The organism is Asticcacaulis aquihabitans, assembly GCF_032490435.1.
Taxonomy (GTDB): domain Bacteria; phylum Pseudomonadota; class Alphaproteobacteria; order Caulobacterales; family Caulobacteraceae; genus Asticcacaulis.
Genome location: NZ_JAVGWM010000003.1, coordinates 139,514 through 152,603 on the forward strand (window position 1 = coordinate 139,514; position 13,090 = coordinate 152,603).

General features: G+C 55.9%; 14 protein-coding genes. 9 read left to right on the forward strand and 5 right to left on the reverse strand.

Translation table 11 applies throughout. The features are described 5' to 3' along the window. Window positions 1-103: 103 nt before the first annotated feature. Both secB and RCJ00_RS11345 read left to right on the forward strand, forming a co-directional pair. On the forward strand, window positions 104-595 hold the full coding sequence (secB, locus tag RCJ00_RS11340; RefSeq protein WP_316222032.1) for a protein-export chaperone SecB: 492 nt from the start codon (window positions 104-106) through the stop codon (window positions 593-595). Window positions 596-777: 182 nt separating this feature from the next. Further along, window positions 778-1,158 (forward strand): response regulator, encoded by a 381-nt coding sequence (locus RCJ00_RS11345; RefSeq protein WP_316222033.1) that lies wholly within the window; start codon window positions 778-780, stop codon window positions 1,156-1,158. A gap of 6 nt (window positions 1,159-1,164) precedes the next feature. On the opposite strand, the gene dnaQ is transcribed toward RCJ00_RS11345, so the two are convergent. The 5 genes from dnaQ to RCJ00_RS11370 all read right to left on the reverse strand — a co-directional run bounded on the left by dnaQ (window position 1,165) and on the right by RCJ00_RS11370 (window position 4,863). Continuing rightward, the gene (gene dnaQ, locus RCJ00_RS11350) at window positions 1,165-1,854 is read right to left on the reverse strand and encodes a DNA polymerase III subunit epsilon (RefSeq protein WP_023456071.1); all 690 of its coding nucleotides are present in this window, start codon (window positions 1,852-1,854) and stop codon (window positions 1,165-1,167) included. Between the two features lie 41 nt (window positions 1,855-1,895). Next, on the reverse strand, window positions 1,896-2,474 hold the full coding sequence (coaE, locus tag RCJ00_RS11355; protein WP_316222035.1) for a dephospho-CoA kinase: 579 nt from the start codon (window positions 2,472-2,474) through the stop codon (window positions 1,896-1,898). Then, window positions 2,471-3,322 carry a shikimate dehydrogenase family protein gene (locus RCJ00_RS11360; RefSeq protein WP_411267539.1) on the reverse strand — a complete coding sequence of 284 codons (852 nt, stop codon included), beginning with the start codon at window positions 3,320-3,322 and terminating at the stop codon, window positions 2,471-2,473. The genes coaE and RCJ00_RS11360 overlap by 4 nt, the downstream gene beginning before the upstream one ends. Then, window positions 3,319-3,912 (reverse strand): Maf family protein, encoded by a 594-nt coding sequence (locus tag RCJ00_RS11365; RefSeq protein WP_316222037.1) that lies wholly within the window; start codon window positions 3,910-3,912, stop codon window positions 3,319-3,321. The genes RCJ00_RS11360 and RCJ00_RS11365 overlap by 4 nt, the downstream gene beginning before the upstream one ends. 99 nt (window positions 3,913-4,011) lie before the next feature. Then, window positions 4,012-4,863: a pyruvate, water dikinase regulatory protein gene (locus RCJ00_RS11370; protein WP_031237914.1), complete on the reverse strand. Its 852-nt coding sequence runs from the start codon at window positions 4,861-4,863 to the stop codon at window positions 4,012-4,014. 456 nt (window positions 4,864-5,319) lie between these two features. Here RCJ00_RS11370 and hemE point away from each other — a divergent pair, with 456 nt between their 5' ends. The 7 genes from hemE to mnmG all read left to right on the forward strand — a co-directional run bounded on the left by hemE (window position 5,320) and on the right by mnmG (window position 13,087). Further along, entirely contained in the window at window positions 5,320-6,345 is a 1,026-nt protein-coding gene (gene hemE, locus RCJ00_RS11375) for a uroporphyrinogen decarboxylase (RefSeq protein WP_316222038.1), read from the forward strand. Further along, window positions 6,345-7,400 carry a ferrochelatase gene (hemH, locus tag RCJ00_RS11380; protein ID WP_316222040.1) on the forward strand — a complete coding sequence of 352 codons (1,056 nt, stop codon included), beginning with the start codon at window positions 6,345-6,347 and terminating at the stop codon, window positions 7,398-7,400. Before hemE ends, hemH begins: the two co-directional genes overlap by 1 nt. Beyond that, window positions 7,397-7,846 carry a CopD family protein gene (locus RCJ00_RS11385; protein ID WP_316222041.1) on the forward strand — a complete coding sequence of 150 codons (450 nt, stop codon included), beginning with the start codon at window positions 7,397-7,399 and terminating at the stop codon, window positions 7,844-7,846. The genes hemH and RCJ00_RS11385 overlap by 4 nt, the downstream gene beginning before the upstream one ends. A 235-nt stretch (window positions 7,847-8,081) precedes the next feature. Continuing rightward, the gene (gene rho / locus RCJ00_RS11390) at window positions 8,082-9,488 is read left to right on the forward strand and encodes a transcription termination factor Rho (protein ID WP_316222042.1); all 1,407 of its coding nucleotides are present in this window, start codon (window positions 8,082-8,084) and stop codon (window positions 9,486-9,488) included. Between the two features lie 62 nt (window positions 9,489-9,550). Then, the gene (locus RCJ00_RS11395; protein WP_316222043.1) at window positions 9,551-9,814 is read left to right on the forward strand and encodes a DUF6489 family protein; all 264 of its coding nucleotides are present in this window, start codon (window positions 9,551-9,553) and stop codon (window positions 9,812-9,814) included. A gap of 18 nt (window positions 9,815-9,832) precedes the next feature. Further along, entirely contained in the window at window positions 9,833-11,161 is a 1,329-nt protein-coding gene (mnmE, locus tag RCJ00_RS11400) for a tRNA uridine-5-carboxymethylaminomethyl(34) synthesis GTPase MnmE (RefSeq protein WP_316222044.1), read from the forward strand. 54 nt (window positions 11,162-11,215) lie between these two features. Continuing rightward, entirely contained in the window at window positions 11,216-13,087 is a 1,872-nt protein-coding gene (mnmG, locus tag RCJ00_RS11405) for a tRNA uridine-5-carboxymethylaminomethyl(34) synthesis enzyme MnmG (RefSeq protein WP_316222045.1), read from the forward strand. Window positions 13,088-13,090 lie beyond the last annotated feature (3 nt).

Genomic DNA, 13,090 nt, shown 5'->3' on the forward strand with positions numbered 1-13,090 from the left:
CTTCGTTTTATTGCTTAAAATTTTCTTATCTGTTAGCAGCGTTCCCACACATACCGGCAGGCCGTGTTTCAGGCGCCGGTAACAGATACCGGAGCCTATATTCATGACCGATACGCCCGCCCCGAACGGAGCCCCCCTTATTGACACCCCGCCCGCCCAAATGCAGGTTTTAGCGCAGTTCATCCGCGACTTCTCGTTTGAAAACCCGCGTGCGCCCAATAGCTTGCGCATGGAATCGCGTCCTGAAGTCGATCTGGGCGTTGAAATGAGCGCCAAAGGCCGTCCGGACAGCCTGTTCGAAGTCGACGTCAAGCTTACCGTCAAGGCAACGACCCCGGATGGTCCTATGTTCGCCATCGAGCTGGTCTATGGCGGCCTGTTCCAACTCGGCAACATTCCTGAGCAAATGATCGAGCCCACCCTTCTGGTCGAATGCCCGCGCTACCTCTTCCCGTTTGCGCGCCGCATCATTGCCGATGCGACCGCCGATGGCGGCTTTAGCCCGCCCTTCTTCCTGGACCCGATCGATTTTGGTTCCCTGTATTTGCAGCAAAAAGCCAACATCCAGGTGCAGCAGACCGCAGGCCAGGCTTAATTCCCTGGATATCCTGAAAAAGTATCGCCCCGCCAGTCCTGCTGGCGGGGTTTTTCATGGTAAATGCAAACCCACAGCGATTTTTTATTCCGGCTCAGCTAGGCAGACGGCCCCTGCCCTTCCCGCCTGATGTTCGAGTAATGACAAACGAATTGCCTGCCGCTGAAAAAAGCGAAAATACCATGCGCGTACTGGTCGTTGACGACAACGAAGCCTCCGCAGATACCCTCCATTGGGCCGTGGAATTGATGGGTTACGATGTTCGCAGCTGCCACGATGGCCAGTCTGCTCTGCGCGTAGCGGCGGATTTCCGACCGGATGTCGTTTTGCTTGATATTGGCATGCCGCACATGGACGGTCTTGAGGTCGGCAAGGCCTTGCGCGCAATGCCTGGCTTAAGCGGTATAAAAATAATCGCCCAGACGGGATGGGGCGATAGCCGGACGCGTCGTCAAACCGCAGAAGCAGGGTTTGACCTGCATCTCGTCAAACCGGTAAATATGGACATGCTCGAAGACATGTTGTGGCTGCTCAGATCAAATACCGGCCGGTTGGCTGCTTAAACCTGCCTAGTTCCAGAGCGACTTCTCTTTCAGATATTTTTTAACGAAGGCCTCATGGGCCTCGGCTTCCGCAACCGTGATGCGCGATGCCAAGGGGCGCGGACGCGGGCCATAGCTGGTATGCGCAGCGGTTGCTGCCGCCTGGGCGCGTGTCGATGCCATTTCAAGATCGAGTCCCCGCTCCTTCCCGCCCAGCAGTTCAAGATAGACGCTGGCCAGCAGACGTGCATCGATCAAGGCGCCATGCAGATCGCGTTCAGCCAGGGAAATATTGTAACGGCGACACAGGGCGTCGAGCGAATTGGCCGCGCCAGGAAATTTCGTCCGCGCGATTTCGAGCGTATCGATCCATTGGTGATCCGGCGTCGTCATGCGGCCGTGACGTTCCATCTCCATATTGATGAAGCCGCGGTCGAACGATGCATTGTGGGCGATGATTTTTCGGTCACCGATAAATTCCGCCAGTTCGTCGCAAAGATCGCCGAACTTCGGCTTGCCGCGCACCATCTCATTGGTGATGCCATGAACGCGGATGGCGTCGGCTTCGATTTCGCGTTCCGGATCGATATAGCGATGGAAAGTCCGGCCGGTTGGCAGCAGATCTTCGATTTCGATGCAGCCGACTTCGATCAGGCGATGCCCTTTGCGGTGGTCAATGCCTGTGGTTTCGGTATCGAGAACAATTTCTAACGCCATGTGTCCTTAAGTGCGGAGGTACAGCTGATTTGTAAAGGGTGTTAAGCTAATTTTTCAATCAGGGCACGAACGGCGTTACGGCAGTCGTCCAGACTTTGCGACGTATCGATGATGAAATCGGCCCGGGCCCGTTTGTCCGCATCGGGCATCTGGCGCGCCAGGATGGTCGCAAATTTTTCCGCCGTCATACCGGCGCGCGCCAGGACGCGCGCCGCCTGAACATCTGCGGGTGCGCTTACCACCAAAACCTTGTCCAGAGAGGCCTCCGCGCCGGTTTCATACAGCAGCGGAATATCGACAACGATAAGCGGGGCATCACCATGCTGCGCAACAAAATGCTGGCGATCGGAGACCGTCGCCGGATGAACGATCGCGTTCAGCCGTTCAAAATTGGCTGCCTCCCCGTTCAGCGCGGCAGACAATTTGACGCGATCGACCACACCATCTGTCAGTATATCGCCGAAGGCGGCGACAAGCTGATCTTTCACCGTCTGGGATTCGGCATAGAGTCGATGCACGGCCCCATCCGCATCCCAAACCGGCACACCTTCGTCAGCGAACATCGCCGCTATGGTCGATTTCCCCATGCCAATGGAGCCGGTCAGGCCCAGGGTGATCATTCGCTTTCCCCAAGAAATTCAAGGGCGAGATTACGGATATTAAAAGCGCCGTCCGGCAGAACACCGTAAAAGGCTTCAAACGACGGACGCGCCTGTTCAATCAGCATGTTTAGGCCGTCGACGGTCTTCAGGCCCTTTTCCTGCGCAGCCTTCAACCAGTTGGTGCGCAGTGGGCGATAGGTCATGTCCATAACGGTCGCCCCGGCATCCAATGCCTCAAACAAGGGCAGTGGTCCGCCCGACGCCGCATTTATCACTGCCACGGCCCCGGAAAAGGCGCGATCGACGTCGCTTAGCTCATAGGCCGTTACCGTCTCACCCTGAAACGCAAACACCAGTTCTTCGGCCCGCGCCAGGGTTCGGTTGACAATGCGGACCTCAGGCGCGCCGGCATCCAGCATGGCGGCAACGGCGGCACGCGACGCGCCCCCTGCCCCCATGATGACCACGGCGCCTGAGGTTAAATCGCAATCGGGCGCTTGAAGCTCAAAAGCGCGAACCAACCCGTAACCGTCGGTGCTTTGGGCATGAACGTAACCGTCATCGTCAAAGGTCAGCAGATTAGCCGACCCGCAACGGCGCGCGCTGTCGGCGACCGTGTCGGCCAGGGCCAGGGCCTGACCCTTAAACGGCGCGGTGACATTCAAACCCTTTATACCGTTCGACCGGCACGACAGGATCAGGCGGTCAAAGGCATGTTCATCCTTGGGCCCGAAAGCGGCATAGACCCCATTCAAACCCAGGTGACGCAGCCAGGCAGTGTGGAGGAAGGGCGACATCGAATGATGGACCGGCTGGCCAACGATGGCGGCAACCATGGCCGCGCCGGTGGGAAGCGACTGAATCATGCCATCAAGACCTTCATATTACGCAATTGAGCCAGAAGCGGCAAAAGAGGCAGTCCGAGAACGGTGAAATAATCTCCGCGAATGGTATCGAAGAGATGCACGCCCTCACCTTCCAGCATATAGCAGCCGACAGCCGACAGGATCTTTTCGCCTGTCTGCGCGATATAACGGTCGATAAAGGCCTCGCTTAAAGATCGCACCGTCATTCCCGCCGTCTCGACATTCGACCAGACAATAATACCGTTTTCCGCCAAAGCCATACCGGCATGCAGGTAGTGGGTCTGGCCGCTCATGCGGCGAAGCAGGGCGCGGGCCTCGTCGAGCGTGTTTGATTTGCTAATGAGGTCTTTTTCGAGTTGCAACACCTGATCGCCGCCCAGAACCAGACCGGAATGCGATTGCGAGACATGAAGCGCCTTGGCCTCGGCCAGTTTCAAGGCAACCGATTTCGGTGACATGCCACGCATGAGGCAATCGTCCTTGATGGCGTCCTCATCCAGGTGCGCCGGGATTTTTGTGTGCGAAATACCCGCTCCGGTCAGAAGAGCCGATCGGGACGCGGAAGCGGAGGCGAGGATAAGGTCAGTCATGTCAGTCTTTGATACAGAAGCATGGATATAGAAACGGGCAGGGGAGCCATAACCCGGGGCCGTTCATTGCGCAAATGGCAGAGACGTGATGTGCGCGCCTCAGATACCGCCCAGCCGTCCTGTCCGCTTTTCGTTCAACAGGCTGATGATGGTCGCCGACGTTTCCTCAATGGACCGCCGGGTCACATCAATTACCGGCCAGCCCTTCTTTTCGAACAGGCGCCGGGCACGAATGATTTCCTGACGGACGGCTTCCTGATCCGTATAGGAGGAGGGCCGGTCGTCGTTCAGCGTCAGCAGACGGTTCTTGCGGATAGATATCAGCCGCTCCGGAGAGGCTATCAGACCGACAATCAAGGGAATATTGAGCTGGTCGAGTTCTTCCGGCGGCTCACGGCCAGGGACGAGGGGGATGTTGGCCGCCTTGATACCGCGGTGGGCCAGATAGATACAGGTCGGGGTTTTGGACGTGCGCGAGACACCGACCAGAACGACATCGGCCTGACGCACCTTATCCACCGCCGCGCCGTCGTCATGGGCAATGGCGTAGTTAAGCGCTTCGATCCGTTCAAAATATTCGTTGTCGAGATTGTGCTGGGCGCCGACACGCTTTGATACCGCCGCGCCGAGATGACGGGAAAAGGCAACAACAAGCGGATCAAGAACCCCAATCGCCGGCATGTCCAGTTCGCGACAGCGTGTTTCCAGAATGGTGCGCAACTCCATATCGACGATGGTGTGCAGAACGATGCCGGGGAAACTTTCGATTTCAGCCAAGGCGCGTTCCATCTGCTTTTCGGAGCGGATAAGCACATAGATATGCTCGATCGGCAGGATGGCTTCAAAACGGGCCGCCGCTGCCTTGGCCAAGGCGTTCAATGTTTCGCCAGTGGAATCCGACACCAGGTGCACGTGAAAGTAGCTGCCGATTTTGGAAGAGGGCGAAGTCATGAAATATATCTGTGTAAGGAACGGTGGATGGCCGCCCGGGATAAGTCGGGAGCGATTGGGGATGATCATCCGATAATTCGGTTGGTGCCGCAAGGCCATTGGATAAGGGTGCACAACTGGCGTTTTTACCCGTCGATTATCCGCATGTCACAAAACTGTATGAAATCCTTATGGGTGTCTGTGCGTAAGTTAACTCTTCATTAACCATTCACAAGACGGCACGACATCGCGTTAGGAATTTATTAGCTATTCCTAACATTTGGTTAATTATCCCAATCATTCACAGGGTTGTTAAGAACTCATTAACCTTCTCCGTCTTCATGTGAAAAACCAGTGAATCCCGCCAAATCTGCGACACTTTTGCGCACTTTCCCTGCCCTCTATAACTCCTTCATACCTTTTCTTTTATTTAAGTATGGGTCATGACGTGTTCGACGTTTTACCCCGGATTGACATATGACCGTGACCCAGCCATCGATATTAAAGGTTCTCAGCGGAGAGACGCTGTCGGTACCCCCGGTATGGTTTATGCGTCAGGCCGGGCGCTACTTGCCGGAATACCGAGCCTTGCGGGCGACGACGAGCGGCTTCGTCGATTTCTGCCTGAACCCTGAAAAGGCGGCGGAAGCGACCCTTCAGCCGATCCGGCGCTATGGCTTTGATGCGGCCATACTTTTTTCGGATATTCTGATGATCCCTCTGGCCTTGGGTCAGGATTTGACCTTCGCGGTAGGTGAGGGGCCGATATTGGGTGAATTGCCTGATTTGGCGGTTATGCGTGAAAGGGCCCCGCTTGCCGGAGAGGCTTTGCAGAATGTGGGTGAGACCGTTGCACGGGTAAAGGCACAGCTGGGGCCGGAGACGACGCTGATCGGATTTTGTGGCGGACCGTGGACCGTTATGACCTACATGCTCAATGGCAAGAAGGCGCATGATCGCAGCCTGATCCGATCCTTCGTTTACGAAGATGAGGTCAGGGTTATGGAATTGCTCGATATCGTGATCGAGGCATCGGCCTGGTATCTGAAAAAGCAAGCGGATCAAGGTGCTCAAGTTCTGAAGATTTTCGAAAGCTGGGCGGAAGGTTTCCCGGACCCGTATTTCGATAGCCTGGTCATTCAGCCGCATATCCGGTTAATCGAGCGGGTGAGGGCACTGGGCGTTACCTTGCCCATCATCGGCTTTCCGCGTGGCGCCGAAGCTCGCTGCCACGACTACATAGACGCAGTGCCGGTTCAGGGTATGGGCCTGGGCACGGCAACGCCGATGACGCTTGGGATCGAATTACAGAAAAAGGTCCCTATCCAGGGCGCCCTCGATCCGGTTGTGTTACGCTCAGGCGGGAAGGCGCTGGATGCGGCGGTCGATCTGATTTTACAAAGCTGGGGGCAGGGGCCCTTGATCTTCAACCTCGGGCACGGCATTTTCCCGGATACGCCCATGGCTCATGTCGAGCAGGTGTTATTACGAATTCGGGGTTGATGAAAATGCGCTCAGGCAGCGAAGCGGTGGCGCAGACCAAGGTTGCGGTTCTATTGTTCAATCTCGGCGGCCCGAAAGCTCCCGAAGATGTGCAGGGATTTCTCTACAACCTGTTTGCAGATCGTAATATCATCAATCTGCCCTTTGGCGTGCGCCAGGGTGTTGCGTCGCTGATTTCGAGTCGGCGGGCCGAATCGGCGCGGAAAAATTACGCCTATATGGGCGGCGGGTCTCCAATTCTGGCTGAAACTCAGGCTCAGGCCGATGCGTTGCAAGCCTATATTTCGCGCACCAAAGGGATCGACGCGAAGGTCTTTATCGGTATGCGCTATTGGCATCCGTTCATCGAGGAGACGGTGAAGGAGATTGAGGCGTGGAACCCGGAGGAAATTGTTCTCCTGCCGCTTTATCCGCAGTTTTCATCGACCACGACCCTATCGTCCTTTCAGGCTTTCAAGAAGGCGTACAAGGGGTCTGCTAAGGTCAGCGCGGTCTGTTGCTACGCTGACAACGATCATTTCATCAAGGCCCATGCCGACATGATCGCGGCCAAGCTGAAAACGATCAAGGATCCGGTCAATTACCGCTTGTTGTTTTCGGCGCACGGGCTGCCTGAAAGCATCATACAGCGCGGCGATCCGTACAAGGAACAGGTCGAGGCCTGCGTCGCCCGCATCATGACATCCTTGGGGGCACCGGTTGAGCATACCATCTGTTATCAAAGCCGGGTCGGGCCGATGAAATGGATCGGGCCGTCGACGGATGCGACGATCGAAAAAGCGGGTAAGGACGGCAAGTCGATTATTCTGGTGCCCATCGCTTTCGTGTCGGAGCATATCGAGACCCTGGTCGAGCTTGATATCGAATATGCGCACCTGGCCAGTGGGGCAGGGGTAAAGGACTATATTCGTCTGCCGGCACTCGGCATCGATCCGAACTACATCAAGGCGTTGAATGACGAGATACTGAAGGCCATTGGGTCGAAAGCGCCTGTGATCGGCGATCACAATTGCGATCGGTGCCATAAATTCTGCCCGAAAAGGAAGTCGGCATGAATTGGTATGATTTGGTCAGGGGGCTGCATATCCTGGCAGTGATCGCCTGGATGGCGGGTTTGTTGTACCTGCCGCGTCTGTTTATCTATCATATCAAGAATGCCGACGTGCCGGCCGTGACAAGCGTCTTTAATGTCATGGAACGCAATCTGTTGCGCATTATCATGAACCCGGCGATGATCGTTGCCTGGATATTGGGTGGCATTCTTCTTTACATGCGCTTCCACGCCCATTGGGAGTCTTTGCTGAGCGCGTGGATATTGGTCAAACTGGCGGGGGTTGTCGCCATGACCGGCTATCACCATCTGTTGAGCTCGCGCTTCAAAAAGCTGCAACGCGGCGAACCCATCGGTACGGAAAGCTTCTGGCGCAAGATAAACGAGGTCCCGTTCGTTTTGGCCATTATCATGGTGTTGTCGGTGACCTTGGAATACGGATCTAGATAGGCCGTTGACCCTTCGGCACAGAAGTTTTTCTTGATTCTGTACGCCGTTGGTGTACCTATCCAGCGATAGCCGGTACCGGCACCATGGCCCCGCGTTCTGCGGAACAGCCACTTCAAATGACATTTATCAGCCTTTTCAAGCGTTTAAGCCAAAAGGGGCAGGGGATACGATCGCGATTGCAAGGGTTTAACCCTTTGCAAGTCCTCGCGCGTATCAACACACGAGAGATACACCCATGACTGACGAAACCCACCCCGAACAGCCCACGCCCGAAACCGAGGCAGACGCGAGCGCGGCACCCCAAACCGAAGATACTCTGGACGCCGATCTGGAAACAGAAGAAGGCGATGAGGAGATTGTCGAAGGGTCGATGACGGGCCAGAAGATGTCGCTTCAGACCCTGAAGGACAAGTCGCCGACAGACCTGCTGACGTTCGCGGAATCGCTTGGCGTCGAGAACGCCAGTAACATGCGCAAGCAAGACATGCTGTTTGCGGTCCTTAAGGCGCTCGCCGAAGAAGGCGTTGAAATCACCGGCTCCGGCGTAATCGAGGTCTTGCAAGATGGGTTCGGTTTCCTGCGTTCGCCCGAAGCCAACTATCTACCCGGTCCGGACGACATCTATGTTTCGCCGCAGCAAATTCGCCGTTACGGCCTGCGTACCGGCGATACGGTCGAAGGACCGATCCGCAGCCCACGCGAAGGTGAACGCTATTTCGCCCTGCTCAAGACAACATCGATCAATTTTGAAGACCCTGAAAACATCCGTCATAAGGTCCATTTCGACAATCTGACGCCGCTCTATCCGGAGAAGCGTTTGTGGATGGAAATGGAAGACCCGACGATCAAGGATCGTTCGGGCCGCATCATCGATATCGTGGCACCTCTGGGCAAAGGGCAACGTTGCTTGATCGTAGCGCCGCCGCGCGTTGGTAAGACGGTCATGCTGCAAAACATCGCCAAGTCCGTTGCCGCCAATCATCCGGACTGCTATCTGATCGTTCTGCTTATCGACGAACGTCCCGAAGAAGTGACCGACATGCAGCGCACCGTGCGTGGCGAAGTCATTTCCTCAACCTTCGACGAACCGGCGACTCGCCACGTTCAGGTCGCCGAAATGGTCATCGAAAAGGCTAAGCGCCTGGTCGAACATAAGCGTGATGTCGTCATCCTGCTCGATTCGATCACGCGCCTGGGCCGCGCCTATAACACGGTCGTCCCGTCATCGGGTAAGGTGCTGACCGGCGGTGTTGACGCCAATGCGTTGCAACGTCCCAAGCGCTTCTTCGGTGCGGCGCGTAACATCGAAGAGGGTGGCTCTCTGACGATCATCGCGACGGCGCTCATCGACACCGGTTCGCGTATGGACGAAGTCATCTTCGAAGAATTCAAGGGCACCGGCAACTCTGAAATCGTACTTGACCGTAAGGTGGCTGATAAGCGCGTCTTCCCGGCCATGGATATTCTTAAGTCCGGCACGCGTAAGGAAGAACTGCTTACCGAAAAGACTAACCTGCAAAAGACCTATGTCTTGCGCCGTATCCTCAATCCGATGGGCGCTCAGGATGCCATCGAATTCCTCAGTGACAAGTTGCGGCAAACGAAGAACAATGCCGAGTTCTTCCAGTCGATGAACACCTAAGGATGACTTGCCAAATCAGCCTGACGGGTTCAGGCTGATTTGTCATATTTTCGGAGCTTGAAATGAAGGTCACGTTCGATATCGAGTGCACACCTGAAGAGGCCAGGGCGTTTCTGGGGCTTCCCGACGTCCAGCCGCTGAACGACTTTATGGTCGAACAGATGCGCAAGCGTGTCGAGGCGAATATACATTCAATGAAGCCAGAAGAAATCATGAAATCCTGGTCAAGTATGGGCGTTCATGCTCAGGACCAGTTCATGAAATTGATGCAGACGGCCGCTCAGGCCTCCTTAAATCCGTTCAATACCGGTAAGACTGACAAGTAGTACAAAGGAGTGTTTCACGTGAAACACACCATATTCGCCCTGGCGTCTGCGCAGGGCCGGGCCGGGGTCTCGATAATTCGACTATCGGGTCCAGAGGCGTTAAGTGCCGTCCAACACCTTACATCAAAAACTCTTCTGCCGCGTCAGGCGACCTACACGTCGTTGACTTGGCAAGATGATGTTATCGATGAAGCCATTGTCATTTGGTTTCGAGCGCCCAACAGTTTTACCGGTGAAGATTGCATCGAACTTCATGTTCATGGTTCAAGGGCGATTTTGGATCGCTTGTACCTCATATTCAACGAACTTGGTCTCAAGCTCGCTGCTCCCGGTGAATTTTCGCGGCGGGCGCTGGAACATGGCAAACTCGATCTGACACAGGCCGAAGCTATAGCCGATCTGGTCGATGCAGAAACGGAAGCGCAGCGGCGCCAGGCGCTCACCCAAATGGGCGGCGGACTCAAACGGCAATATGAAGTGTGGCGGTCGGATCTGGTTGATCTGTTGGCACGTCTTGAGGTCTTTATTGACTTCCCGGATGAAGATCTTCCCGACAGTTTGGTGGATTCCATCCTGACGCGGATGCGGTCGCTTGAAGCCACACTCACTGCCGCTATTGCTGACTCGCATCGGGGCCGCCAGATACGCGAAGGGTATCGCATTGTCATTCTGGGCGAGCCCAATGCCGGCAAGTCCAGCCTCTTCAATGCCCTGCTAAAGTCTGAGGCGGCCATCGTTACGCCGATTGCCGGCACGACGCGAGACATCATAGAGGCGCAACTGCGTATCGGACCCTATTCTGTTTTGCTCTACGATACGGCCGGGTTGCGCGACACGGACGAAGTGGTCGAGGCCGAAGGCATTCGCCGGGCGCGTGCCAAAGCCGATGAGGCAGATCTGCGTGTTTGGGTGATTGATAGTACATGTCCGGCCGTGCCGGACGATTTTCGTGACGGCGATCTGTTGGTCTTTAACAAGATAGATGATGCCCTCGAAGCAGAGCGACAGGCCGTCGCCGCCTTAAGTGTTTCACGTGAAACATCGGTGTTTGCCGTTAGTGTCTCACAGGCGCTGGGTTTACCTGAATTTGTGTCCAGATTGGAAGCCATTGTCGGTGAACAATTGGCCGTTCAAACCTTTCCGGCGGCCACGCGCGAACGTCATGTCGAGCGGCTAACCGACGCCCGCGACCAATTGACGGTGGCCATTCGGTCAAATCTGGCAGTGCCTGAATTGGCGGCTGAAAATATCCGTTCGGCTTTGAACAGTTTCGAGGCCCTCTTTGGCCGCTATGATGTCGAGGGCGTGCTCGATGTCATCTTCTCAAGCTTTTGCATCGGCAAGTAGCGCGCGCCGCACCTATATGGTATAGGCGGCGTCTTCCTATTCAGAGTGAGACTTATGAGTAAACCCAAAACCATGTGGGACGTAATTGTCGTTGGCGGCGGCCATGCCGGCTGCGAGGCCGCGACGGCATCTGCCCGCATGGGCGCACGGACACTTTTGTTGACGCACAGGGTTGCGACCTTGGGCGAGATGTCGTGCAATCCGGCCATCGGTGGTCTGGGCAAAGGGCATCTGGTGCGCGAGATTGATGCGCTGGACGGGATCATGGGACGGATGGCCGATATCGGCGGGATGCAGTTCAAGGTCCTTAACAAATCCAAGGGACCTGCCGTACGTGGGCCGCGTGCACAGATCGACCGTCGACTTTATCGTGAAGCCGTACAGGCCGAGTTGGCGCAGACGCCGAATCTCACCATTGTCGAGGCGGCAGCTGAAGACCTGATTCTGGATGGTGATGTTGTCACGGGGGTTGTCGATGGCGACGGCGCGAACTATCTGGCCAAAGCGGTTGTTCTAACCACTGGCACTTTCTTGCGCGGTGTCATTCATATCGGTGAAAAGCGCATTGCTGCGGGGCGGTGGGGGGACGCACCAGCCAATGGTCTGGGGCAACGCCTTTATGACTTGAAGCTTGACATGGGACGGTTAAAGACGGGCACGCCGGCGCGTCTCGACGGCAAGACTATCCATTGGGACCGCTTGGAACAGCAATTGGGCGATGACCCGATTCAACCTTTTTCGATGCTGACCCCCTCGATTGAACGCGCCCAAATTGCCTGCGGGATCACCTATACCAACGAAAAGACGCACCAGATCATCGCCGACCGGCTTCAGGAGTCCGCCGTATATGGTGGCCACCTGTCCGGTCGTGGGCCGCGTTATTGTCCGTCGATAGAAGATAAGGTGGTCAAGTTCGCCGATAAGACATCGCATCAGATCTTCCTCGAGCCGGAAGGCTATGACGACGACACCGTTTATCCGAATGGCATTTCAACTAGCGTGTCCGAGGCGACCCAGGATGCCTTTATCCGTACCATCGTTGGGCTCGAAGATGTCGTCATTAAGCGCTATGCCTACGCGATCGAATACGACTATGTCGATCCACGCGAATTACATCCGACGCTGGAATTAAAACCATTGCCGGGCTTGTTTCTGGCAGGCCAGATCAACGGGACCACGGGTTACGAAGAGGCGGGGGCACAGGGCTTGATGGCCGGTATCAACGCTGCGGCGCGGGCAGGGGGATATAGCCCGACCGTGTTGGGTCGTGACGAAGCCTATATCGGTGTCATGATTGACGATCTTGTGACGCGGGGTGTGACCGAACCTTATCGCATGTTCACTAGCCGCGCTGAATTTCGTCTCAGCCTGCGCGCCGATAATGCCGACCAGCGGTTGACGGATCGCGGGTTGGCTATCGGCGTTGTCGGTGAGACGCGGAAGGCGACCTGGTTGAACAAGAAGGCGGCTCTGGATGCGATTCGCGTGCGAGCGGCTGAATTGGTGGCTACGCCTAAGGAGGCTTTGGCTCAAGGTATTCAAGTGAACGGCGATGGCCAGCGGCGCAATGTCAGCCAGCTGATGGCCTATGACAGCTGTAGTCGTGAACGGCTCGAGACCCTATGGCCCGAAATCGGCGCGTGGCCGGAAGTACTGTATGAGCAGATTGAAATTGATGCTCTGTATGCCGGTTATATGTCGCGGCAGAAGGCGGAGATAGAGAGTTTCCGCAAAGATGAAAATCTGGTTCTGCCGGATGATATCGATTATCTGGCCATACTCGGTCTATCGAATGAAGCGCGCGAAAAGCTCAATCGCATACGGCCCCACACCTTGGGGCAGGCTGGCCGCATAGAGGGCATCACACAGGGCGCTCTAACGACGCTTCTTTTCTATGTTCGTAATCAGGCCAAGCTGACGGCATGACTC

Bases quoted from the DNA above. Each gene is read 5' to 3' on its own strand.
- secB (WP_316222032.1), top strand. From the start codon at position 104: ATGACCGATACGCCCGCCCCGAACGGAGCCCCCCTTATTGACACCCCG.
- RCJ00_RS11345 (WP_316222033.1), top strand. From the start codon at position 778: ATGCGCGTACTGGTCGTTGACGACAACGAAGCCTCCGCAGATACCCTC.
- dnaQ (WP_023456071.1), bottom strand. From the start codon at position 1,854: ATGGCGTTAGAAATTGTTCTCGATACCGAAACCACAGGCATTGACCAC.
- coaE (WP_316222035.1), bottom strand. From the start codon at position 2,474: ATGATCACCCTGGGCCTGACCGGCTCCATTGGCATGGGGAAATCGACC.
- RCJ00_RS11360 (WP_411267539.1), bottom strand. From the start codon at position 3,322: ATGATTCAGTCGCTTCCCACCGGCGCGGCCATGGTTGCCGCCATCGTT.
- RCJ00_RS11365 (WP_316222037.1), bottom strand. From the start codon at position 3,912: ATGACTGACCTTATCCTCGCCTCCGCTTCCGCGTCCCGATCGGCTCTT.
- RCJ00_RS11370 (WP_031237914.1), bottom strand. From the start codon at position 4,863: ATGACTTCGCCCTCTTCCAAAATCGGCAGCTACTTTCACGTGCACCTG.
- hemE (WP_316222038.1), top strand. From the start codon at position 5,320: ATGACCGTGACCCAGCCATCGATATTAAAGGTTCTCAGCGGAGAGACG.
- hemH (WP_316222040.1), top strand. From the start codon at position 6,345: ATGAAAATGCGCTCAGGCAGCGAAGCGGTGGCGCAGACCAAGGTTGCG.
- RCJ00_RS11385 (WP_316222041.1), top strand. From the start codon at position 7,397: ATGAATTGGTATGATTTGGTCAGGGGGCTGCATATCCTGGCAGTGATC.
- rho (WP_316222042.1), top strand. From the start codon at position 8,082: ATGACTGACGAAACCCACCCCGAACAGCCCACGCCCGAAACCGAGGCA.
- RCJ00_RS11395 (WP_316222043.1), top strand. From the start codon at position 9,551: ATGAAGGTCACGTTCGATATCGAGTGCACACCTGAAGAGGCCAGGGCG.
- mnmG (WP_316222045.1), top strand. From the start codon at position 11,216: ATGAGTAAACCCAAAACCATGTGGGACGTAATTGTCGTTGGCGGCGGC.